This is a genomic window from Sphingomonas sp. NPDC092440, from assembly GCF_044754985.1.
In the GTDB taxonomy this organism is placed as follows: domain Bacteria; phylum Pseudomonadota; class Alphaproteobacteria; order Sphingomonadales; family Sphingomonadaceae; genus Sphingomonas.
On record NZ_JBIVQA010000010.1, the window covers coordinates 99073 to 122055 of the forward strand.

The window sequence follows — 22983 nt, forward strand, 5'->3', positions numbered from 1 at the left end:
GGTGGCGCGCCGCGAACGCGCGCCGCCCGGCCGTCCCTTCGGCTTGGAGATACCGCATGCGTTGCGATCCGCACGCAGGCCGGACCCGCGCGATCGACCTGGTCGAGCGCGCGGCGGTCGGCGCGTCCCTGCTTTGCCTGGTTCATTGCGCCGGGCTGCCCCTGCTGCTCGCGGCGCTGCCCGCATTATCGCGGGCGCTGGCGATCCCCGAACAGCTGCACCTCTGGCTGCTTGCTTTCGCCGTCCCCAGCTCGGCGCTGGCGCTGATCGGCGGCTATCGGCGGCACGACCAGCCGGAGATGCTGGCGCTGGGCGGTGCCGGGCTCTCCCTGATGGCCGCCGCGGCGCTCGTCTTCGCCGAGAGCGCGGCGGAGGCGCCGGTGACGGTCGCCGGCAGCCTGTGCCTTGCCGCGGCGCATATCGGCAACTGGCGGCTGCGGCACCGCGGCCACCGCCATGGCTAGGCGCCGCGCGGGCGCGCTGGCCGAGCGGATCGTCGCGCTGCTCGCACGGGCTCCCGGTCCGCTCGGCGGCCTGGAACTGGTCGAGCGCTTGCGGGACGGCGGCGATCCGGCCGCGCCCAGCCTGGTGTTCCGGGCGCTGCGCCAGCTCGTCGATGCCGGCAAGGTGCAGAAGCTGCTGCTGGCGCGCGGCTATCTGCTGCGGGAGGATGGCGGCCAGCCGCTCTACCTGCACTGCACGCAATGCGGCGCGATCCTGGTGGCGCCGGGCGAAGCGGTGCGGGCGGCGGTGGAAGCGGCGGCCGGGCGCGCCGGCTTCCGGACGCACCGGATCTTCGCGGAGCTTCCGGGACGCTGTTCGGACTGTGCTGGGGAGCACGCCTAGGTTGGGGGGCTCCTATCTGTTTCCGTCATCCCCGCGAAGGCGGGGATGGCGAGAATGGGAAAATATGAGCCCCTGACCTAATGCGAGCCCGCCCCGTGACGGCGCGGATCAGGGCAGGACCTTGTGCAGCCGCAGCCAGGTGAGGAACAGGTCCGGCCATTGCGCCACCGGGGTGCCCGGCTTGCCCGCGCCCCAGCTGTGCCCGCCCTTCTCGAAGACGTGGAGCTCCACCGGCCGCCCGGCCGCGCGCATCGCCGCGAACATGCGCAGCGAATGCTCGACATTGGCGATCGGATCGTCGGTGGCGTGCGCCAGGAAGACAGGCGGCGTATCCGGCCCCACCTGCGCCTCGACCGAATAGGCGTCGCGATAATCGGGCAGGACCGAGAGCTTCTTGCGCGTCTGCGTCGTGTCGATCGGCGGGCGCATCGAGACGACGGGATAGATCATCCCGGCAAAGGCCGGGACGGCGCTCAGCCGGTCGGCCTCGTCCGCCGGCGGATAGAAGTCATGGCCGCCGCGCGTCGCCATCATCCCGGCGAGGTGCCCGCCGGCCGACATGCCGACCACGCCGATCCGCGCGGGATCCAGGCCCCAGCGCGCGGCCCCCGCCTTGAGCAGCCGGAGCGTGCGCTGCGTGTCCTGGAACGGCGCGTCCGCGTTCCAGCCATCGCCGGGCAGGCGGTAGTAGAGGATCACCGGCGTGATGCCGGCCGCCGCCAGCTTGGCCGCGACATCCTTGGCCGAGCCGATCTGGATGCGGAAATAGCCGCCGCCGCCCAGCAGCAGCGCCGCCGCGCCATTGGGGTGCTTCGGCTGATAGACTTCGTAGCGCGGCTCGGAGATGTTCGACCAGGAACCGGTCTGTCCGCCCTCATTGCCGATCTTCTCCGGCCCCGAAGGCTTGCCGAAGCCCGGCGCCTCGCCCGGCCACACCCTGTAGGTTTCGGGCTTGCCCAGCCCGTCCTGGGCGAAGGCAGGGCTGGCCGCGGCGAGGACCGCGGCCAGGAAGGAGACGAGGAAGGACAGACGCAGCATCAGAACCTCTTGCCGATCGTCATGTAGAGATAGCGGCCATAGGGGCTGTAGAGCGAGCCCAGATAGCCGTCGGCGGTGATCGGCGGCTGCTTGTCGAAGATGTTGCGCGCGCCGATGCGGATGCGCGTGTCGTCCAGCACGCCACCCTTGAAGCGATATTGGGTGTAGAGGTTGAACGTCACCTGGCCGTCCAGCTTGTAGGGGCGACCGTTCGCGTCGAGGAAATTGCTGTCATAGACGGTGTCGATATAGTTGGCGAAGGCACCGATCTGCCAGCCGCTCTTCGACCAGGTGAGCGAGCCGGTGACACGCCATTTGGGCTTGCCGCGGTCCGCGATCAGGTCGCGCGCGTCGGTGAGCGGGGTGGCGGCGTTGATCTGCCCGGCCGTGCGCGCGTCGAACAATGCCTGCACCGCCGGCGGGGTATCGCGCGAGAATTTGGTCAGCCGCGCGCCGTTCAGCGCCAGGTCGAACTTACCGATGCCGGTGCGGACATTGTAGAGCAGCGCCAGGTCGATGCCCTGCACCGTCTGCGGCAGCAGGTTGACGAACTGGTCGTTGATCCGGGTGACGACGCCCGCCGGCGCGAGGCCGGTGCCGGTGAAGACCGGCGTGTCGTCCGCGGTCGGCGCGGCGCGGATCACGTTGGGATTGCTCGATCCCTGCAGGCGCAGGAGATAGTCGAGCACCAGCGCGTTCTGCGCGCCGAACTGGCCGACGATGCCGGTCTGCTTGATCGACCAGAAATCGGCGGTGAGCGTCAGGCGACCGGCGCTCTCGGGGATGAACTTGGGCTGGAGCACGGTGCCCAGCGTCCAGCTGGTGCTGTTCTCCGGCTTCAGGTTCGGATTGCCGCTGACGAAGATCGAATAGCTGATGCCGCGCGAGCAGGCGCTGTAATTGGCGATGCGCCCGGCACGCAGATCCGCCTCGCAGCGATAATAGTCGGTGTTCGAGTTGAGGCGCGAATAGGCAACGGTGTTGGTCTGCTCCAGGTTCGGCGCGCGGAAGCCCTGCGACCAGGAGCCGCGGATGCGCAGGCCGTCGACCAGGTCCCAGGCCGCGGCGACCTTCGGCTTCGCCACCGAGCCGAAGTCGCTGTAATGCTCGTAGCGCCCGGCGAGCTGGACGTCGAGGCGATGGACCAGCGGCACGCGCATCTCGGGCGAGACCAGCGGCACGGCGAGCTCGGCAAAGGCCGAGAAGACTTCGCGGTGCCCCTTGGTGCTGGGCGTCGGGCTCACGGCGGCCACGTTCGACAGGTTGGTCTCGCCGGTCACCATGTCGACGAAGCCGATCGTGCCGTTCAGATTGGGATCGCGGTCGTCGCGCTGGGTCTCGCGGCGGCCCTCGATGCCGAAGGCGACGCCCAGATTGCCGCCCGGCAGGGTGAGCAGCCTTGCGTTCGACATCTTGAAGTCCGCCAGGGCGAGCGTCGTCTTGGAGCGGCGCTTGAGCTTGAACTGGAAGGAGTCGATCGTGGCGGCCGAAGCGGGCGAGCAGTCGCCCACGCTCGGTGTCGCCGCGCAGCCGCCGCTGAACGGATTATACGCATCCGGCGTCGACAGCGCGAGATTCTGCTGCAGCTTGGTCATGTTGATGGCGTTCGAGACGTCGGTCGCCTGCGCCGCCGAATAGAGGAACGCGCTGTCGAAATCGAAGCTGCCGATCTGCCCCTTCAGGCCGCCCAGGAAGCGGGACTGCCAGTTGGTGACGTTCACTTCCTGCTTGCCGGCATCGACGAAGCGATAGGTGGAGAGGCGCACCGGCAGGCCGGCGGCGGGCACGTTGGTCAGGTTCGGGATCCGGTTCGGATTGGGCTGGCCGTTGATCGTGGTCGGGCCGAACGGGTTCCAATAGTTGGAGGCCGGGACGACGATGGCGTTGAGGTTGATCGTCGGCGGCTGGATGCGGCGCGTCTCGGCATAATAGAAGCCCGCCTCGCCGTAGGCGGTCAGGCTGTCCGAGATGTCGTAATGCGCGCTGGCGAAGCTGTTGTAGCGGTTGATGCGCGGCGAAACCGTCGTCCCCGGGCGGGTGTCGAACCGCTCGGAGCGCAGCGTCGACGCCGTCGCGCGCGTGCCGCTGCCCAGGCAGGTATCGGCGCTGAGCGCGACCAGGCAGCCCGGATTGGCGCTCGACTGGGTGTGGAAGGCGCCGGCCGAGGACGTCAGCGCCTGGTTGCCCGGGCTGCGGCGGATCGTGCCGGGGCCACCCACCACGGCCAGGTTCGCCCAGGGCGACTGGGTGGCGCGCCCGTCGGCGGTCAGGTTGCCGGCATAGGCAGGATCATTGGCGAAATAGGACATGAGATTGTCCGTCGCCGTATAGGGCTGGTCCTCGGCCAGCTGCGCGGTGCGGTGCGTATAGTCGAGGTACAGCGAGACGTTGCCGCGGCCGCCGGCGAAGTTGCTGCCGGCCGTGCCGGTCACCTGGAACTCGCGGCGATGCGTGCCTTCGGCCCCGCCATAGCGGAAGTCGAGCGAGCCGCCATGGATGTTGGTCTTGGTGACGGTGTTGACCACGCCAGCCACCGCGTCCGAGCCATAGATGGCGGCCGCGCCGTCGCGCAGGATCTCGAGCCGCTGGATGCCCGCCACCGGCAGCGCATTGGCATTGTAGCCGAGCACGGGCACGTTGCCGTCGCCGGCCTGGCTGGTCGGGTGGTTCACCAGGCGCCGGCCGTTGAGCAGCACCAGCGTGTTGCCCACGCCCAGGTTGCGCAGGTTGATCGAGTTGACGTCGCCGCGCGCCGCGTTGCTGGTCTGCGGATTGTTCGATTCGTTGAAGGTCACGTCGCCGGCCTGCGGAATCGAGCGGAACAGCTCGTCGCCCGAAAGCGCGCCGGTGGCGTCGATCTGGTTGGCGTCGATCACCGAGACGGGGAGGGCGGCCGTCGTGCTGGCGCCCTTGATCTGGGTGCCGACCACGACGATCTCGTCGGTCGCGGCGCTGCCTTCCTGGGCCGCCGGGGCCTCCTGGCCCGCCGGTGCCTGCGCGTCCTGGGCATGCGCCGCTTGCGCGAGCATCAGCGCGCCGAGCGCGCTGCCCGCCGTCAAGGCGATGTGCCGATATCCTTTCCTCATGTCTTCTCTCCCTGTTCTGTTTTTTCTTGTTTGTTCTTGGTCTGTTGATCTTGTTCTAGGCCGCCTGGCTCCGCTCCAGGCTCTCCGGCTGTGAAAGGGCGCGACCCGAGAGCGCGGCATCCAGCGCCGCGCGATCGAGCTTGTTCTCCCAGCGCGCGACGACGATCGCCGCCACCGCATTGCCGACGAAGTTGGTGAGGCTGCGGCACTCGCTCATGAAGCGATCGACGCCGAGGATCAGCGTCATACCCGCCACCGGCACGCTCGGCACGATCGAGAGCGTCGCCGCCAGGGTGATGAACCCGGCGCCGGTGACGCCGGCCGCGCCCTTGGAGCTCAGCATCGAGACGAGGACGAGCAGGATCTGCTCCTCCCAGCTCAGGTGCACGCCGGTCGCCTGCGCGATGAACAGCGCGGCCAGCGTCATGTAGATGTTGGTGCCGTCCAGGTTGAACGAATAGCCGGTCGGTACGACCAGGCCGACCACGCCCTTCTCGCAGCCCGCGCGCTCCAGCTTGGCGATCAGGCTGGGCAGCGCGGCCTCGGACGACGAGGTGCCCAGCACCAGCAGCAGCTCGGCCTTGAGGTAGCGCAGCAGCTTGAAGATCGAGAAGCCGTTGAACCAGCCGACCGCGCCGAGCACGACCAGCACGAAGAACAGCGAAGTGGCGTAGAAGGTGCCGACCAGCCAGGCGAGGTTGCCGAGCGATTCGACGCCGTACTTGCCGATGGTGAAGGCCATCGCGCCGAACGCGCCGAGGGGCGCGACGCGCATCAGGATGCCGACGACGCGGAAGACGATCAGCGCCACCCGCTCGACCAGGTCAAGCACCGGCTCGGCCGGCTTGCCGACCAGCACCATGGCGATGCCGAACAGCACCGCGACGAACAGGGTCTGCAGGATCGAGCCCTCGGTAAGGGCCGAGGGGAGCGTCGTCGGGATGATCGACATGAGGAAGCCGATGACGGTCGTCTCGTGCGCCTTGTGCGCATAGTCGGCGACGGCGCTGCCATCGAGCGTGCTGGGGTCGACGTTCATCCCCGCGCCCGGCTGGACGACATTGGCGACGATCAGGCCGATGATCAGCGCAAGCGTGGAGAAGAACAGGAAATAGCCGAACGCCTTGGCGGCGACGCGGCCGACCGAGCCGAGCTCGCGCATGCCGGCGATGCCGCTCACCACGGTGAGGAAGATCACCGGCGCGATCACCATCTTCACCAGCTTGATGAAGCCATCGCCAAGCGGTTTGAATGATTCGCCGACCGCCGGCCAGAAATGACCGAGCGTCACGCCCAGCGCGATCGCCACGAGCACCTGGAAATAGAGGTGCCGGTAAAAGGGCTTGCGGGCAGCGATGGGCTGCCCGTCGGGGATCGACTGGATGATCATATTCTCCTCTCGTCGCGCCGGCATGGCGCGCGCACCCTCTTGTGTCGGGGCCTTGGCCGTGCACCATATCCCTCTTGCTGCTGCCCTCCAGCGCTTCGGATTTTTCGGGATAAGTATTTGATTTATATATGCCCCTGTGAATCGAGCCGCGATGCCGCCGCAAAAAAGCGTGTGAAAGTCCGCGCGGATTTTCACGAAATGTGCGATAAACCGCACAAATGAGATTCCTGGCAGCGCTTCGGTATCGGCATCTGCTGCTCGCGTGCGCGACGATCGCCATGATCCTGCTGCTCGCCTGGGCGGGCAGCCGCTGGGCCATGGGGCAGGCGCGCGCTTCCGCCGATGCGATGGCGCGGCAGACGGCCCGCGCGCATGCGGGGCTGCTGACCAGCGAGTTGCAGAAGTTCCGGCTGCTGCCGCTGGTGCTCAGCGAGAATCCGGAGATCGCACCCGCGCTGCGCGGCGGCGATCCGGTGGCGCAGCGCCGGCTGAACGCCACGCTCGAGCTGCTCGCCGCACGCACCGATGCCGCGGTGATCTACGTCATCGATCGCCACGGCCGGACGGTTGCCGCGAGCAACTGGCAGCTGCCGACCAGCTTTGTCGGCCAGGTCTATGGCTTCCGGCCCTATTTCCGCGACGCGATGGAGCGGGGCGCCTCGGAGCTGTTCGCGCTGGGCACGGTCAGCGGCCGGCCGGGCCTGTATCTCGCGCGGCGGGTCGATCGCGGCGGGCAGGCGCTGGGCGTGGTCGTGGTCAAGGTCGAGTTCGACGATGTCGAGACCGCCTGGGCGCGGGCGCCGGGCATCACCATCGTCACCGATGCCCATGGCGTGATTCTGGTCACGTCGATCCGTGCCTGGCGCTTCCAGACGACGCGGGCGCTCGATGCGGCGACGCTCGCCGATGCGCGCCGCACGCTCCAGTTCGGAGCGCAGCCGCCCCGGCGCGCGCCGCTCGCGATCGACGGTGCCGCGGCGAGCGTGGCGGCCGGGGGCAAGCCGCAACGCTATCGCGCCGCCGCCGAGCCAGCGCCGCTGGCGGGCGCGCATCTGATCCATCTCGCGCCGCTCGAGCCGCCGCTCGCCGCGGCGCGCACCCAGGCGCTGCTGATCGCGCTGGCGATCCTGCTGACCGCCGGCATGCTGCTCGGCTTCGCCTTGCGCGCGGCCGAGAAGCGCCGCCTGCAGCGCCATCACCAGGCGCGGCTCGAAGCGGAGGTGGAACGGCGCACCGCCGAGCTGCGCGACGCCAATGCTCGGCTGATCGTCGAGTCCGACGAGCGTATCGAAGCCGATCGCCGCTATCGCGCGGCGCGCGAGGAGCTGGCCCAGGCCAGCCGGCTCGGTTCGCTCGGCCAGATCACCGCCGGCGTGGCGCACGAGATCAACCAGCCGGTCGCCGCGATCCGCACCTTCGCCGAGAATGCCTCGACCTTCCTCGACCGGGCGGCACCCGACAATGCGCGCGCCAACCTGGCGCAGATCGTCTCGCTGACCGAGCGGATCGGAACGATCACCGCCGAGCTCCGCGCCTTTGCCCGGCGCAAGACCCCGGCTGAGGGGAATGCCGAGCTGGGCTCGATCCTCGACGGCACGCTGCTGCTGCTCGGCGAGCGCGCGCGCGGCGTGGTGACGCTCAAGATGCCAAGGGGATTGCGCCAGGTCGTCGTCCGGGGCGACCGCATCCGGCTCGAGCAGATCCTGATCAACCTGCTCCAGAATGCGCTCGACGCGATTCAGGGCATGAAGGAAGCGCGGGTGCGCGTGGAGGGCGCGCGGGAAGGGGAGACGGTGCGGCTCTCGGTGATCGATAACGGGCCGGGGGTCGATCCGGAGATCGCGGACACGCTGTTCTCGCCCTTCACTTCGGCCAAGCCGGGCGGCCTCGGCCTCGGCCTCGCCATCGCCCGCGACATCGCGCGCGAGTTCGGCGGCGATATCGTGCACGCGGCCAATCCGGGCGGCGGCGCGGCGTTCCACCTCCTGCTGAAGGCTGCCTGATGCTCGCGCCCGACAACGCCACCGTGATGTTCGTCGAGGATGACGAGCAGCTCCGGCTCGCCACCGTCCAGACGCTGGAGCTGGCCGGGCTCCGGGTCCTGCCGCTCGACCGCGCGGCGGCGGCGCTGGCGCGGCTGACGCCGGACTTCCCCGGCGTGGTCGTCTCCGACATCCGCATGCCGGGCATGGACGGGCTCGAGCTGCTCGCGCGCATCCGGGCGGTCGATGGCGACATCCCGGTGCTGCTCGTCACCGGGCATGGCGATGTGCCGATGGCGGTCGCGGCACTGCACGACGGCGCGTTCGACTTCATCCCCAAGCCCTTCGCCGCGGAACGGCTGCTCGCCGCCGTCCGCCGCGCGCTCGACCGCCGTGCCCTGGTCATCGAGAATCGCCGCCTGCGCGCCGCGGCGGCCGCCGCCGCGCAGGAAGAAAGCCCGCTGATCGGCGAGAGCCCGGCGATGGTCCGGCTGCGGGCGATGATCGGGCAGCTCGCCGAGACCGATGTCGACATCCTGCTCGAGGGGGAGACCGGCACGGGCAAGGAACTCGTTGCCCGGATGCTGCACCGGAGCAGCCGGCGGCGGGGCAAGCCCTTCGTGGCAGTCAATTGCGCGGCGCTGCCCGACGGGATCGCGGAGATCGAGCTGTTCGGCCATGCTGCCGACAGCGTGCCGCATACCAGGCTGTCGCGCACCGGGCGCATCGCGTCGTCGAGCGGCGGCACGCTGCTGCTCGACGAGATCGATTCGATGCCGCTGGCGATGCAGGCGCGCCTGTTGCGGGTGCTGGAGGAGCGCGAAGTGCAGCCGATCGGGGCGGAACGCCCGGAGCCGGTGGACCTGCGCGTGATCGCGACCGCCAAGGAGGACGTCGCCGGAGCGGTTGCCGCGGGGCGGTTCCGCCCGGACCTTTACTATCGCCTGGCGACGATGCGGCTGCGCGTGCCGGCGTTGCGCGAATGCGCCGGCGACGTGTTCCTGCTGTTCGCCGCCTTCATCGAGGAAGCCAAGCAGCAACTGGGCGGCGGCGACGTGATGCTGGATGCGGCGGTGCATGCGCATCTTGCCGGGCATGGCTGGCCGGGCAATGTGCGCGAGCTCAGGAATTTCGCGTTCGAAGTGGCGGCGGGCCGGAGCTTCGCCGGCGCCGAGGGCCCGGACGGCCGGGCGGATCTTCCGGCGCGCGTGGCGAAGTTCGAGGAGAATCTGATCCGGGACGCGCTGCTCCGGCACGGTGGCCGGGTGTCGCTGACGCTCGCCGAGCTCGGTGTTCCGCGCAAGACGCTGTACGACAAGATCGCCCGCTTCGGCATCGACCTGGCCGAGATCAGGCGATCGGGCCGGGGCTAGGTTCGGGCACCGGCGATTGGGGCTCGGGCTCGTGGCCGGCGGCAAGGACGGCCCGCGCAGGTGGGGCTGCGCGGGTCGGGGACACGGGGAAGGAAGGGTGTGTCCCTATCGGCCCTTGGCCGACACGTCCTGCGTGCCGCATTTGGCGCGCGCCGGTAGAGCGGTCTTGCCCGCCTGGTGGTGGCTCTGCGCGGGCTGGCAGGCCGGCTTGTCGCGCATGCGCCAATGCGCGACCGGGGTCTTGCCCGAAGGCGCCCAGACCAGCTGGTGGGTCTCGTGCAGCGACTGGGCCTGCGCAGCCGGGGCGAGGAGCAGGAAGGGCGCCGCCACGGCGGCAAGGGCGAGTTTCATGCAATCTCCTGTGTGCAATGTCCGGAGATAGCGCTGCCGCCTGAGCGGTGCTTTGCCCGCCTGTAAGGAAGATTTTCCCGCCGGTTGCGAAGCCATGCTGGTTCGTGACAAAGCATTGCTGTAATCGCGGGTCGGCCTTGAGGGTGCCCCGGGAGACGCCTAAGTGCCGGCAATGAGTTTTTGCGAGACCATGGCATGAGCGCCCCTGTCATCGTGCTGGTGGAAGACGATCCGGCCCTGCGCACCCTCACGGCGCGGGCGCTTCAGGAAAATGGCTATTCGGTCCGCCAGGCGGCCACGGCGCCGGAGATGTGGCTGGCGTTCGAGAACGGGCCGGTGGACCTGGTGCTGCTCGACATCATGCTGCCGGGCACCAGCGGCATCGATCTGTGCCGCGAGGTACGGCGCAAGAGCGATGTGCCGATCATCTTCATCAGCGCCAAGGGCAATGAGCATGACCGCGTGCTCGGGCTCGAGCTCGGCGCCGACGATTATCTCGGCAAGCCGTTCAGCACCCGCGAGCTGATCGCGCGCATCCGCGCGGTGCTCCGCCGCGGCGGGCTCGAGCGGATGGCAGGTGGGGACCGTGAGACACAGGCGCATTTCGACGGCTGGACCGTCAACTTCCCGCGCCGCGAAGTGAAGTCGCCCAGCGGCGCGGTGGTGGAGCTGACGGGGGCGGAGTTCGATCTGCTCGCGGCCTTTCTGAGCCAGCCCCAGCGCGTGATCGCGCGCGAGCGCCTGGTCGAGCTGTCGCGCGTCCGCCTCGGCGACAGCTCGGATCGCAGCGTCGACGTGCTCGTCAGCCGGTTGCGCCGCAAGATCTCCGCCGCCGGCCATCAGCCGCCGATCGGCACGGTGCGCGGCATCGGCTATATCTTCCGTACAGAGGTAACCCGCTCCTGAGCCTGGTGCCGCGCCATCCGCTGGGACTGCTCGGCAGGATCCTGCTCATCCTGCTGCTCACCGTCGCGATCGAGTTCGGGGCGAGCACCTTCCTGTACGAGCGCGCCTCGCGCTACTCGATCGAGGAGAGCGACGCGCACCGGCTCGCCGAGCATCTGGTGATCGCGGAGAAGCTGCTGAGCGAGCGTCCGGTGGCCGAGCGGTCCGACGCCGCGCGCGAGCTCACCACCGATCGCTACATCGTCCGCTGGTCGCCCACCATCCCCGAGCGCCCCGCCTTTCCGCCGCGCCAGAAGCGGATGGAGGCGCAGGTGACCAATTGGGAGAAGGGCCTGGCCGCATCGCACCTGCAACTGCGCCTGGCACCGAGTGCGCACGGCTCGGTCGTCGCCGGGGAGATGCGCCTGGCCGATGGCAGCTGGATCGTGTTCAAGACACGCGAGGCGGTCCAGGTCTGGCAGTTCGCGATCGAGCGCACGCTGGTCGCGCTGGTGCCGGCACTGCTCCTGCTCACGCTCGGCGCGCTGCTGATCCGCAGCACGCTGCTGCCGCTACGCAAGCTGGTCCGCGCGATCGGCAGGGTCGGCTCGGGCGATGGCGTGACGGTGGTGGAGGAAGAAGGTACCGCGGAGATCCGCGGGCTGATCCACGCCTTCAACGGCATGCAGCGCCGCATCCATGAGCTGATCGAGAACCGCACCCAGGCGCTGGCCGCGGTGGGGCACGACCTGCGCACGCCGCTCGCCCGGCTCCAGCTGCGGCTGGAGCACGTCCGCGACGAGGACAGCCGCCGCGCGATGCAGGACGATGTCAGCGAGATGGACGACATGATCGCCTCGCTGCTCACTTTCCTGAAGGGCGAGGACGATCCCGAGCCGGCCGTCGCGGTCGATGTCGCAGTGATGGCGGCGACGCTGGTGGAGGATGCGACGGACCGCGGACGCGATGCGCGCTATTCGGGGCCGCAGCATCTGGAATGGGTGGCGCGCCCGTCGATGCTCCGCCGCGCGCTGAGCAATCTGATCGAAAATGCGCTGCACTACGGCAAGTCCGTTTGCGTGACGGTGGCGCTTGAGGAAACCGAGCTGGTCTTCCGCATCGAGGATGACGGGCCCGGCATTCCGCCGGCGCAGATCGAGGACGCGATGCGCCCCTTCGTCCGCCTCGATGTCGAGCGTGGGCGCAATACCAAGGGGTTGGGCCTGGGCCTTGCCATCGTCCAGCAGGCAGTCGCGCTGGAGAAGGGGCGGCTGACGCTCGCCAATGCCGAGCGCGGGGGCCTCATCGCGGAAATCCGTCTGCCCGGCTGACGGCAACACTTTCTCACAGTTCCGCTGCGCTGCGGCAAAACTGGCTCCTTAGGTTGCACTCCGCTGTAAAAGGAGTTGTAACCGTGAACGAGTTGATTGGTCGGGTCTTCAGCTTCGAGAAGACCGTCTTCCCGAACCAGAGCGACCTCTATGGCAAGCTCGCAACCCAGGGGCAGAAGCCCAAGGCGCTGATGATCTCCTGCGCCGACTCGCGCGTAGTGCCCGAGCACATCATGCAGGCGGACCCCGGCGACCTGTTCGTCTGCCGCAACGCCGGCAACATCGTCCCGCCCTTCGCGCAGAAGATCGGCGGCGTCTCGGCGACCGTCGAATATGCCGTGATGGCGCTCGGCGTGCGCGACATCATCGTCTGCGGCCATTCGGACTGCGGCGCGATGAAGGCAGTCGCCCATCCGGAGATGGTGACGGGCATGCCCAATGTCGCGGTGTGGCTGAACCATAGCGACGCGGCGCAGAAGGTCGTCGCCGACGCTTATCCGGGCCTGGGCGAGACCGATCGCGTCCGCGCGATCAGCCTCGAGAACGTCGTCGCCCAGATCGCGCACCTGCGCACCCACCCCTCGGTCGCATCGGGGATCGCGCGCGGCGAGATCGCGCTGCACGGCTGGTTCGTCGATATCCATGCCGGCCAGATCCTGGCGCTCGACGGCGAGACCAATCGTTTTCAGGTCGTCCGTGACGATCAGCCGTTGCCCGTGGCCGTGAAGTCGGGCCAGCGCCGCGCTGCCGACTTCGATCTGGTGGAAGCTGCCGAATGACCTCCGCTACTCTTCCCAAGGGCTGGGTCGTCCGTGACTTCACGGCTTCGATCGTGGTCTTCCTCGTCGCGATGCCCCTCTGCATGGGCATCGCCGTCGCTTCGGGCATGCCGCCCGAAAAGGGCCTGCTGACCGGCATCATCGGCGGCGTCGTCGTCGGCCTGATCGCGGGCTCGCCGCTCCAGGTGAGCGGCCCCGCGGCGGGCCTTGCCGTCATCGTGTTCGAGCTGGTGCGCGAGCACGGCCTTGCCGCGCTCGGCGCCATCCTCGTCCTTGCCGGCGCCCTGCAGGTGCTGGCCGGTGTCGTGAAGGTCGGCGGCTGGTTCCGCGCGATCTCGCCCGCCGTGGTGCACGGCATGCTCGCCGGCATCGGTGCGCTGATCGTCGTCGGCCAGTTCCACACATTGTTCGACGCCAAGCCGCTCTCCAGCGGCCTGGAGAATCTCGCGGCGCTCCCGGGCCGCCTGTTCGGCCTCGACCCGACCAACATCGCCGGCACCGAGCTGGCGCTGGGCCTGGGCGTGCTGACGATCGGGCTGATGCTCGGCTGGGACAAGCTCAAGCCCCAGGCGCTGCGTCTTATCCCGGGCGCGCTGGTCGGCGTGGTCGGCGCGACGCTGGTCGCCTTCGGCTTCGGCCTCGACGTCGTCCGTGTCGCGGTGCCGGACTCGCTGGCCTCGGCGGTGACGCTGCCGGGTGGCGATTTCCTGGGCTGGTTCCTGAGCCCGACGATCATCATCGCCGCGATTGCCGTCGCGTTCATCGCCAGCGCCGAGACGTTGCTGTCGGCCGCCGCGGTCGACCGCATGCACGACGGCGTGCGCACCGACTATAACAAGGAACTGCGTGCGCAGGGCGTGGGCAACCTGCTCTGCGGCCTCGCGGGCGCGCTGCCGATGACCGGCGTGATCGTCCGCAGCTCGGCCAACGTCCAGGCGGGTGCGATTACCCGCATGTCGGCGGTGCTCCACGGCGCCTGGCTGCTCGGCTTCGCCGCGCTGCTGCCCTGGCTGCTGCGCGAGATCCCGATGGCGGCGCTCGGCGGCGTGCTCGTCGTCACCGGCTGGAAGCTGGTGAGCGTCAGCCATGTCCGTCACCTGTTCCATCACTATGGCATGCTGCCCGCCGCGATCTGGGCGGTGACCTTCGTGCTGGTGGTGGCGACCGACCTGCTGACCGGCGTGCTCGTCGGCCTGGGCCTCTCGGTGCTGGAACTGCTGCCGCACTTCCGTCGCCTGCGCCTGAAGGTGGACGCGGAACATGGCGAGGAGACGCACCGGATCAACCTGGATGGTGCCGCGACCTTCGTCACGCTGCCCAAGCTCAACAGCGCGCTCGACGCGGTGCCGGGCGACCAGCCGGTCCATCTCGCCTTCGAGAAGGTGCCGGCGATCGACCATACCAGCGCCGAGACGCTGCGCGACTGGGTGCAGCGGCGCCGGGCCCGCGGGCTGAAGGTGGAGCTGAGCGGCCATCCCGATCAGCTCCGCAAGCTCCAGCCGGCCTGAGGCGCAGCAACATTTTCTCACAAAGGAGAAACCCGCCGGCCTGACTGGGCCGGCACTTTGAAAGTCGGAAAGCAGCGGCTCCCGTCCCACTACCCATCCCGGGATGAGAGGGTCGCGCTTTCCGACGCAGGCGGGAACATTCTCAAGCTAAGGGGAATGCCCGCATGAAACACTATCTGATCGCGGCCGTGCTTTGCTGCACGGCCGCACCGGCTTTCGCGCAGGAAGAAGCGCCGCCCAAGCCGATCACCGTCTCCGGCAATGTCGCGCTCGTCTCCGATTATCGCTTCCGCGGCGTGTCGCAGAGCGACAAGGGCATGGCCATCCAGGGCGGCATCACCGTCTCCCATGAAAGCGGCCTCTATGTCGGCACCTGGGGCTCGAACCTTGCGGGTTGGGGCACTTTCGGCGGCGCGAACATGGAGCTCGACCTGATCGCCGGCTACAAGCGCGAGTTGGCCGACGGGCTGGCGGTCGATGTCGGCGTCACCTGGTACATGTACCCCTCGGGCGCCGACAAGACCGACTTCGCGGAACCCTATGTGAAGCTCAGCAGCTCGATCGGCCCGGTCTCGATGCTGGCCGGGGTCGCCTATGCGCCGCGCCAGGAGGCGCTGGGCAATTGGAGCAACACCCCGCGGAGCCGCCCCGGCGACAAGCAGGACAATCTCTATCTGTGGGCGGACGCCAGCACCGGCGTTCCCGGCACCCCGATCACGCTCAAGGCGCATCTCGGCGGCTCGCGCGGCAATCCGGGGCTGGGGCCGAACGGCACCAGCGTGGCGCCGACCGGCAGGTATCTCGACTGGTCGCTCGGCGCCGATGCGGCGGTGGGGCCGCTTACGCTGGGCGTCGCCTATGTCGACACCAACATCAGCAAGGCCGATGCAGCCTATATCCAGCCCAATTTCTCGCGCGTGAAGGACGGCAGCTCGATCGCGGACGGCGCGGTGATCTTCTCGGTCAGCGCGGCCTTCTGAGGCAGGAATAGATCCACGGGAGAGGATCATTTCACCGGAGCGGCAGCGTCCGCTCCGGTGATCCGCCCGGAATGCGGGCGGGCCCGGGAAGGAAATGCATTTCAAGGACCGGCGCGGCGCGCTAATCCCGGGCTTCACCAGCATGAGAAGCCTCCCGATGACCGCATCCACCGACACGACTTCCCCCATGGCCCGGGACCCGCGGCGCGTGCGCTCGGTCGTCATCCTGGGCGGCGGAACCGCGGGGTGGATGACCGCCGCCGCGCTGTCGCGCCAGTTCGGGCGGACGCTGCGGATCACGCTGCTCGAATCCGAGGAGATCGGCACCGTCGGCGTGGGCGAGGCAACGATCCCGACGATCCACTGGTTCAACGAACTGATCGGGCTCGACGAGGCTGCCTTCCTCCGCGAGACCAAGGCGAGCTTCAAGCTGGGCATCGAGTTCGTCGACTGGGTGCGCCCCGGCCACCGCTATTTCCACCCGTTCGGCGAATATGGCGTGCGCTTTCCCGGCGTGGCGTTCCACCATCGCTGGATGAAGGCGCGGGCCGAGGGCGTGGACCTGCCGCTCTCCGCCCTCTCGCTGGCGACCGAGCTGGCCGGGCAGGGGCGCTTCGCCATGCCGGCGGGCGATGCGCGCTCGATCCTGTCGACGCTCGGCTATGCCTATCATTTCGATGCGAGCCTCTATGCGAAGCATTTGCGCGGCCTCGCCGAGGCGGCCGGAGTCACGCGGGTCGAAGGCAGGCTGCAGGATGTCGAGCGCGACGCCGAAAGCGGCCTGATCACTGCGCTCACCACCCAGCGCGGCGAGCGGATCGAAGGGGAGCTGTTCATCGACTGCTCGGGTTTCCGGGCGCTGCTGATCGACGGCACGATGGGCGGCGCGTTCGAGGACTGGTCGCACTGGCTGCCCTGCGACCGCGCCGTGGCGGTGCCCTGCGCGCGGACCGAGCATACCACGCCGTTCACGCGCTCCACGGCACGCCCGGCGGGCTGGCAATGGCGCATTCCGCTCCAGCACCGGATCGGCAACGGCCATGTCTTCTCCAGCCGCTTCATGGGGGAGGACGAGGCGACCGCGATGCTGCTCGCCAATCTCGACGGCGAGGCGCTGGCCGAGCCGCGCACCCTGCGCTTCACGGCGGGCACCCGGCGCAGGGCATGGATCGGCAATGTCGTGGCGATCGGGCTTTCCTCCGGCTTCCTGGAGCCGCTGGAATCGACCAGCATCCACCTGATCCAGAGCGGCATCGCCAAGCTGCTGACTCTGTTCCCGGATCGCGACATGGATCCGATGCTGGCCGGGCGGTACAATGCGCTGCTCAATGCCGACATGGACAATATCAAGGACTTCCTGATCCTGCACTATCACGCCAATCCCGGACGGACCGAGCCGTTCTGGGTCGAGCGGCGCGAGATGGCGCTGCCGGAGACCCTGGTGGCGCGCGAGGCGCAGTATCGCCGCTCGGGCCGGCTGATGCTGGGGCCCGAGGAGCTGTTCCGCGACGCGAGCTGGCTGGCCGTGCTCAACGGGCAGGAGATTGTGGCGGAGGACTACAACCCGCTCGCCGACGTGCTCGACAGTGCATCCAACAGCGCCCAGGTCCGCCAGGTGGCCGAAGTGATCCAGCGCGCCGCGCCGACGCTGCCGCTGCACGATGCCGCGCTGGCGGCGGCGATGGGCGGGTGACGAAGCCGGACATCGTCGCCCGGCGGATCGGCAGCGAGGGCCAGCCGATCGCGATCGTCGACGGCTTTCATCCCGATCCGGATATGCTGCGGGCGGCGGCACTCACGGCGAAGTTCGAGCCCGGCCGGCATCACTATCCGGGCATCCGCGCGGCCCTGCCGGCCGACTATTTCGCCAGGGTGCGGCCCGCGCTGGTGCCGGTGCTGCGCGAAGTGCTCGGGGTTTCGGGCGTGGACCTGCTCGATGCCAGCTTCTCGATCGTCACCACGCCGCCGGGGGAACTCGGTGTCGAACAGCGCCTGCCGCATGTCGATGCCGTGCAGCCCGGCCGGATCGCGCTGGTCCATTATCTTGCGCCGGCCGGCAGCGACGGCACCGGCTTCTTTCGTCACCGCGCCACCGGCTTCGAGACGATCGATGCGGCGCGCTCGCCGGGCTACCTCGCCACGCTCAATGCCGAGCTGCGGGCCGACCCGCCGGCAACGGCCTATCCGTTCGGCGATACCGGGCTGTTCGAGCGGATCGCGCATGTCGAGGCGCGGTATAATCGCGCGGTGATCTATCGCAGCGCGCTGCTCCACAGCGGGGTGATCTCGCCCGGGGCTGTGCTGGGCGCGGATCCGGCGACCGGGCGGCTGACGGTTACGGCGTTTCTGGCGGCAAACTAACGTCTTCCCGCCCCATCAGCGTCATCCCGGCTTTCGCCGGGACGACGGAAGGGAGCGCTGGGCGACGGTCGGGCCCCAAAAAAACGCCCGCCACCCCGGGGAGGGATGGCGGGCCGAGGTGGGGTGTTGGGTTGGCTCAGCGCTTCTTCTTCGCCGGCGCGGCCTTGGGCGGCTGCACGGCGAGATAGACGGTGCTCCAGAGCTGCGCGGCGTTGGACTCGTCGACGTCCGCCTTGCCCGCGCCGAAGGCGACGACCTTGTAGCGGCCATTCTCGAATGCCCAGGACCAGAGCTCCGAGCTCTGCGTTGCCCGGGTCGCCTGGATCGCGCGCCACAGCTTGGCCTGCGCATCCTTCAGCACCGCGCGGGTGGCGGGGGGAAGGTCGGCCCGCGCCAGCTGGCGCTCCAGGCCGGCGGCGAACAGCGCCTGCTGCCATGACCACACGACCGCGCCATGATAGGCGGCCGGCGTGAAGCGGTCCTGCACTTCGGTGCTCGCCAGCGCCGGATTGGCCACCAGGAGCCCGATATCGGTCATCAGCCCGGCCGGGAAGGGCCGCGCCAGCGCGCCGACATAGGCCTGGAGATCGGCCGGATCGGGATGGCCGAACAGCAGCGCGAAGCCTTCGTCCGAATTGATGATCGGCACCGGCTTGCCATGATCGTCGAGCGCGATCGCGTGGTAGCGCAGCGCCTGCCCGTTGAGCGCGGCAAGCGCCGGGGCGGCGGGCACGCCGACACGGGCGGCATAGTCGCGAACCTGGGCCGCGGCCTCGGCGGCCGGGGCCTCCACGGCGAACAGGCCGGGCGCCTTGCCGCGCCAGGTCGCGGCCATGGCATGGGCATGTTCGAGCGCGGCGCGATCGTCCGGGGTCAGGAAGCGGTCGAGCAGCCCGGCCCGGAGCAGCTTGTCGGCTGCTTCGAGCGCGGCGGGGACGAGGATGGCGTTGACGTCATAGGGATAGCGGCCCCGGCCGAGCCCTTCCTCGCTGTCGCGCCATTCGCCGGTCAGGCGGCCGGCCCTGACCGCGACGAGCTTGTTCCAGCTCGGATCCATCGCGAAGGGCGCGGCGTGCTGGAGCACGAAGCGCAGGTTGCGGACCAGCAGCGCGCCGGCGGGCTGGGCGGTGCCCGGATGCGCGACGCTCGGCACATCCTTCGCCAGGAAGGCGCCGGCGGCGGCGCGATTGGCCGGGGCGAGCAGATATTCGGCGGCGACCGGCGCGAGCATATAGTCGTCGTCGATCATCGCGTAATCGAGCGTCGGCGTGTCGCCGCCCGGCTGCCCATGCTGCTGATGGTCGACCAGCGCGAACTCGGAGAGGCCCTCCTCGTGCGCGACATCGCCCTTGTCGTCGAGGCGGGCGAGCACCGCGCCGAGCCCGGCCTCGACTGCCGGGCCCTTGAGCGCCGGCATCAGCAACCGGACCGACATCAGCGTGTCGCGGCCGAAATAGGTATCGAAGCGCCACGAGCCGGCGAGGAACTTCTCGCGGTAGCTGAGGAAGGCGAGGGCGTTGCGCGCGGCGGGATCGGCGGCGGCCCTGGCGTTCAGGAGCTCGGCCTTGCTCAGGCCGGTCAGCGGCGTATCGCCGGTCGCGGCGACGATGCGCAGGCGGATGCGGCCATCGGCACCGGCGACGATCGCGCCATTCTCGATCCGGCCGCCCAGCACCTGGATCGCCAGGCTGTAGCCCGGCGCGCCGTCGACGCGGTCACGGGCATAAAGGATGCGGTTGCCCTCGACGCGCATCGGCGCGGCCACTTCGGCGGGGAAGCGGCTGACCGACTGATAGTCGCGGAGGAAGCGGACATTGGAGAGCACTGCCTGCTTGGGGGCGAGGCGGGCGGCATCGATGGTCGCGATGCTCTCGATGCCGTGGAGCGGGCGGCCCTTGGCATCGGCGAAGGTGACCGGGCGCGGCGCCTGCTCGAGCCGCCAGGTGGCGGGACGGGCTACAGGCTCGAACCACAGGCCGACGCCGCTGTTGCCGGCGGGGAAAGCGACGAGGATGCGCGGATCGCTGCCATTGCGCAGCAGCAGGTGCGCCGCGACCTTGCCGTCGCGCACAAAGGCATTGAGATTCTGCCCCTCGGTCAGGCTGTAGGCCAGCTCGGGCGCCGTGCCCCCGCGCTGCTGCGCCATGGCCGTGGTGCTCGCGCCCGCAAGCAGCAGCCCGCCTACCAGCATCAACCGCATCGAACCTCGCATCCGCTTCCTCCTTTTCTTCCAGATACGGAAAGGCGCGGCGAACCTCTCAGTTGCCGCGCCCCCCTTTTGCGACCCTCGCGGGTTATCAGAACTTGAACGTGATCGTGCCGCCATAAGTGGCACCGACGATGCCGCGGGCGTAGAAATAGCCGTTGGTGATCGCCTGGGTCTGGCCCTGGCGCGGATTGCCCTCGGTGAGGCCGATGACGTTGAAGATGTTGTCGGCGTTCACGCTCAGCTGCAGCTGCTTGCTGAGGTTGAACGAGGCGCCGACGCTGGTCACGCCATAGCTCGGCAGCGCCACGCCGTTGCCGGCATCGGCATAGATCTTGCCAATATACTTGTAGCGGCCATAGATCTCACCGAGACCGTTCGGCAGCTTGTAGCTCGGCGTGATCGTGAACAGGCGCGCCGGGGTGCGCTCGGGGCGATTGCCCTCGAAGCCCGCCTGGTTGGCGCCGTTGATCGCCAGGTTCACCAGCTTCGGATCCTGGAACACGCCCTGGAAGTCGATCGAGAACGCATCGACCGGACGGACGTTCAGGTTGAGCTCGACGCCGTTGGTGCGCAGGTCGGCGTTGATGTTGCTCTGCACCGACGGGTTGATCGGATCGGCGAAATTGTAGTTCTGGTTGCGGAAGTTGGTGCGGAACACCGTCGCCGACGCCGAGATCAGGCGACCATGCTGGTAGCGCACGCCGGCTTCGTACAGCTCGATCCCGGTGATGGGATCGACGTTGTTCATCTGGAAGCCGTTGGCGTAGCGGGCATAGATCGAGAAGCTCGGCGTGATCAGATAGTTCGCGCCGACGGTGTAGGCCACCGCCTTCTTGTTCGCCTTGCGCACCGAATAGGTGCCGTCCCAGGTCGAGCCGACCGTGGTGAGCACGCCGGCGGTGCCGGCCGGGACGAGCTGCTCGAACGAGCCTCCCGGAGTCTGGACGATGCGCGCGGCGGCATTGGCGGCGGTCGGCGTGTTGCCGTCCCACGCCGTGGCGCTGTTATGCTCCCAGCGCACGCCCGCGTCGACGTGAAGGTCGCCGATCGAGAACTCGTCGTTCACATAGAGCGACAGGCTCGAATCCTTGCGGCTGCGGATGCCCGCGCCCCAATCGCCATAGGAAACCAGGCCGTTGTCCGACAGCGTGCCGATGACCTGGTTGCTCGCATTGAGCGCGACGATGTCGTAGATGTCGCTGTTGGTGCGCACATCGTTGACCACGCTGGCGGTCGCCGACTGATCCTGGTTGCGCTTGGTGTTGTAGTACATCACGCCTGCGGTCAGCGAGTTCTTGAAGCTGCCGCTCTCGAAGCTCCAGCGGCCGCCGACGTTCATGCCGAAGTCATAGGCGTCGATCGCGTCGTGGTTGAGCGTGGTGCGCTGCAGGAAGCCGTTGCCGTTGAGGGCGTTGAGCACGTCCGTCTGGTTCGAGCCGATCACCTGGCCGGTGCGCAGGTTCTTGATGCCGAAGCGCGCGGTGGCCGGGAAGGCGGCCTGGCCGAGCGTCAGCAGGCTGTTGATCGGCGAGTTGTTGCCCGGGGTCAGATAGTTGACCGCGCTGGTCAGGCCGGCATTGCCGGTGCCCGAGCCCGGGAACAGGCCGTTGAAATCGTACGAATAGTCCAGATAGCGGCCATGGCCGAACAGGGTGAACGAATCGCTGACCGGCTTCTCGAAGTCGAGGCGCGCCTGCCAGGTCTTGGCGACCACGCCGTCGCGATACTTGAAGTCGCGATAGCCGCTCGAATGCGCGAAGGTCGAGACCGGCACGGCGATGTTCGCGAAGGCGTCGCCGCCGACATTGCCGAACTGGGTATCGAGGCTGGTGATGCTCGTCGGCTTGCCGTTCTGGAAGCGATAGGGCTGGTCGGCGTAGTAGGCGTTCTCCACGTGACCGCCCTTGCCCGACAGGCGGATATAGCCGCCGTCGTCGAACTTGTACTCGAGCGAGCCCTTCAGGCGCCAGCCCTGATAGTCGAACGGGTTCTTGCGAACGCCCGGGCTCGACTGGAAATAGCCGCCGACGTTGAACGCGAGCTTGTCGGTGATCGGCTGCGAGTAATAGAAATCGCCGCGCTTCAGGCCGTAATTATAGGCGGTGAAGCGGGCGATGCCCTCTGCCTTCTCGTGGTTCGGGTTCTTCGAGACGAAGTTGATCGTCGCGCCCGCGCCGTTGACGGTGAGCACGCCCGACGAGCCGCCCTTGACCGCTTCGAGGCGATCGATGGTCAGGTCCTGGTCGAAGAAGAAGTCGGCGCCGCCGCCGCCATAGAGGATCGGCATGCCGTCCTCTTCCAGCTGGACGAAGCGCTGGCCGCCGCCCTGCAGGCCGCGGACCGAATAGTTGTTCGAGATCTGGCCGGCGGTCGCCTCGACGAAGATGCCCGGAACCATCTCGAGCAGGTCGGCGGTCGAGCGCGGGGCCTTCTGGTCGATCAATTCGCGATTGGCGAGCGTGATGTCGGCCGAGGCGGTGATCAGCGGACGATTCGGCGTGGTCTGGCCGGTGACGATGATCTGGCCCTCGTCGGCGGCATCGTCCTGCGCGGCCGGCGTGGCCGCGTCGGTGGCCGCGGTCTGGGCCTGGGCGGCGAGCGGCAGCATGGCTGCGCTGGCCAACAGCGCAGCGCGAACGCCAGCGCGAACGGAAAGCAACATATATCCTCCCCAACCGAGTTTATCGCCGGACTGTCCGGCGGTTGATCCCGCCCGACTAATCGCGGCCGCAGGATAATGAAATCGTTTTCTGCAACTGTCACGCGGAATTTGCCAACCAGTGGTGCACTGGGGCAACACGTCCTGATTCCAGCGGTTTTCACCAGCTCCTTGGCGGGGCCGCGGGTGCGGGAGAGCGGATTTT

The 22983-nt window shown here is 68.6% G+C and carries 17 protein-coding genes; 11 read left to right on the forward strand and 6 right to left on the reverse strand.

Annotated elements, in window-relative coordinates; all coding sequences use genetic code 11:
* Positions 1–56 precede the first annotated feature (56 nt).
* A complete protein-coding gene (locus ACIQCS_RS17340; RefSeq protein ID WP_345848089.1) occupies positions 57–464 on the forward strand; it encodes a MerC domain-containing protein in 408 nt (135 codons plus the stop codon).
* Positions 457–846 carry a hypothetical protein gene (locus ACIQCS_RS17345; RefSeq protein WP_345848088.1) on the forward strand — a complete coding sequence of 130 codons (390 nt, stop codon included), beginning with the start codon at positions 457–459 and terminating at the stop codon, positions 844–846. The genes ACIQCS_RS17340 and ACIQCS_RS17345 overlap by 8 nt, the downstream gene beginning before the upstream one ends.
* 108 nt (positions 847–954) lie before the next feature.
* Here the strand turns inward: ACIQCS_RS17345 and ACIQCS_RS17350 are convergent, their stop codons facing one another.
* The 3 genes from ACIQCS_RS17350 to ACIQCS_RS17360 are packed head-to-tail and all read right to left on the reverse strand — an operon-like array spanning position 955 to position 6360.
* The gene (locus ACIQCS_RS17350; protein WP_345848086.1) at positions 955–1884 is read right to left on the reverse strand and encodes an alpha/beta hydrolase; all 930 of its coding nucleotides are present in this window, start codon (positions 1882–1884) and stop codon (positions 955–957) included.
* Entirely contained in the window at positions 1884–4970 is a 3087-nt protein-coding gene (locus tag ACIQCS_RS17355; RefSeq protein WP_345848084.1) for a TonB-dependent receptor domain-containing protein, read from the reverse strand. The genes ACIQCS_RS17350 and ACIQCS_RS17355 overlap by 1 nt, the downstream gene beginning before the upstream one ends.
* Before the next feature lie 55 nt (positions 4971–5025).
* Positions 5026–6360 carry a dicarboxylate/amino acid:cation symporter gene (locus tag ACIQCS_RS17360; RefSeq protein ID WP_345851994.1) on the reverse strand — a complete coding sequence of 445 codons (1335 nt, stop codon included), beginning with the start codon at positions 6358–6360 and terminating at the stop codon, positions 5026–5028.
* Positions 6361–6578: 218 nt separating this feature from the next.
* On the opposite strand from ACIQCS_RS17360, the gene ACIQCS_RS17365 reads away from it, so the two are divergent.
* Complete coding sequence (locus tag ACIQCS_RS17365; RefSeq protein ID WP_345848083.1) at positions 6579–8363, forward strand: ATP-binding protein; 1785 nt, start codon at positions 6579–6581, stop codon at positions 8361–8363.
* Positions 8363–9715 (forward strand): sigma-54 dependent transcriptional regulator, encoded by a 1353-nt coding sequence (locus tag ACIQCS_RS17370; protein ID WP_345848082.1) that lies wholly within the window; start codon positions 8363–8365, stop codon positions 9713–9715. The genes ACIQCS_RS17365 and ACIQCS_RS17370 overlap by 1 nt, the downstream gene beginning before the upstream one ends.
* Positions 9716–9820: 105 nt before the next feature.
* On the opposite strand, the gene ACIQCS_RS17375 is transcribed toward ACIQCS_RS17370, so the two are convergent.
* On the reverse strand, positions 9821–10066 hold the full coding sequence (locus tag ACIQCS_RS17375; protein ID WP_345848080.1) for a hypothetical protein: 246 nt from the start codon (positions 10064–10066) through the stop codon (positions 9821–9823).
* 195 nt (positions 10067–10261) lie between these two features.
* On the opposite strand from ACIQCS_RS17375, the gene ACIQCS_RS17380 reads away from it, so the two are divergent.
* The 7 genes from ACIQCS_RS17380 to ACIQCS_RS17410 all read left to right on the forward strand — a co-directional run bounded on the left by ACIQCS_RS17380 (position 10262) and on the right by ACIQCS_RS17410 (position 17910).
* The gene (locus ACIQCS_RS17380) at positions 10262–10972 is read left to right on the forward strand and encodes a response regulator transcription factor (RefSeq protein WP_280278907.1); all 711 of its coding nucleotides are present in this window, start codon (positions 10262–10264) and stop codon (positions 10970–10972) included.
* 5 nt (positions 10973–10977) lie between these two features.
* Entirely contained in the window at positions 10978–12282 is a 1305-nt protein-coding gene (locus ACIQCS_RS17385) for an ATP-binding protein (RefSeq protein ID WP_345848077.1), read from the forward strand.
* Positions 12283–12365: 83 nt separating this feature from the next.
* Complete coding sequence (locus ACIQCS_RS17390) at positions 12366–13061, forward strand: carbonic anhydrase (RefSeq protein WP_345848074.1); 696 nt, start codon at positions 12366–12368, stop codon at positions 13059–13061.
* Positions 13058–14569, forward strand: coding sequence for a SulP family inorganic anion transporter (locus ACIQCS_RS17395; RefSeq protein ID WP_345848072.1), 1512 nt, complete (start codon positions 13058–13060; stop codon positions 14567–14569). Before ACIQCS_RS17390 ends, ACIQCS_RS17395 begins: the two co-directional genes overlap by 4 nt.
* Positions 14570–14733: 164 nt before the next feature.
* Positions 14734–15549 (forward strand): TorF family putative porin, encoded by an 816-nt coding sequence (locus tag ACIQCS_RS17400; RefSeq protein WP_345848071.1) that lies wholly within the window; start codon positions 14734–14736, stop codon positions 15547–15549.
* Positions 15550–15706: 157 nt separating this feature from the next.
* On the forward strand, positions 15707–17242 hold the full coding sequence (locus tag ACIQCS_RS17405; protein ID WP_345848070.1) for a tryptophan halogenase family protein: 1536 nt from the start codon (positions 15707–15709) through the stop codon (positions 17240–17242).
* Positions 17239–17910 carry a DUF6445 family protein gene (locus tag ACIQCS_RS17410; RefSeq protein WP_345848067.1) on the forward strand — a complete coding sequence of 224 codons (672 nt, stop codon included), beginning with the start codon at positions 17239–17241 and terminating at the stop codon, positions 17908–17910. Before ACIQCS_RS17405 ends, ACIQCS_RS17410 begins: the two co-directional genes overlap by 4 nt.
* A gap of 136 nt (positions 17911–18046) precedes the next feature.
* Here ACIQCS_RS17410 and ACIQCS_RS17415 read toward each other — a convergent pair whose 3' ends face one another.
* On the reverse strand, positions 18047–20122 hold the full coding sequence (locus ACIQCS_RS17415) for a hypothetical protein (protein WP_345848065.1): 2076 nt from the start codon (positions 20120–20122) through the stop codon (positions 18047–18049).
* Between the two features lie 85 nt (positions 20123–20207).
* A complete protein-coding gene (locus tag ACIQCS_RS17420) occupies positions 20208–22742 on the reverse strand; it encodes a TonB-dependent receptor domain-containing protein (protein WP_345848064.1) in 2535 nt (844 codons plus the stop codon).
* Between the last annotated feature and the right edge of the window lie 241 nt (positions 22743–22983).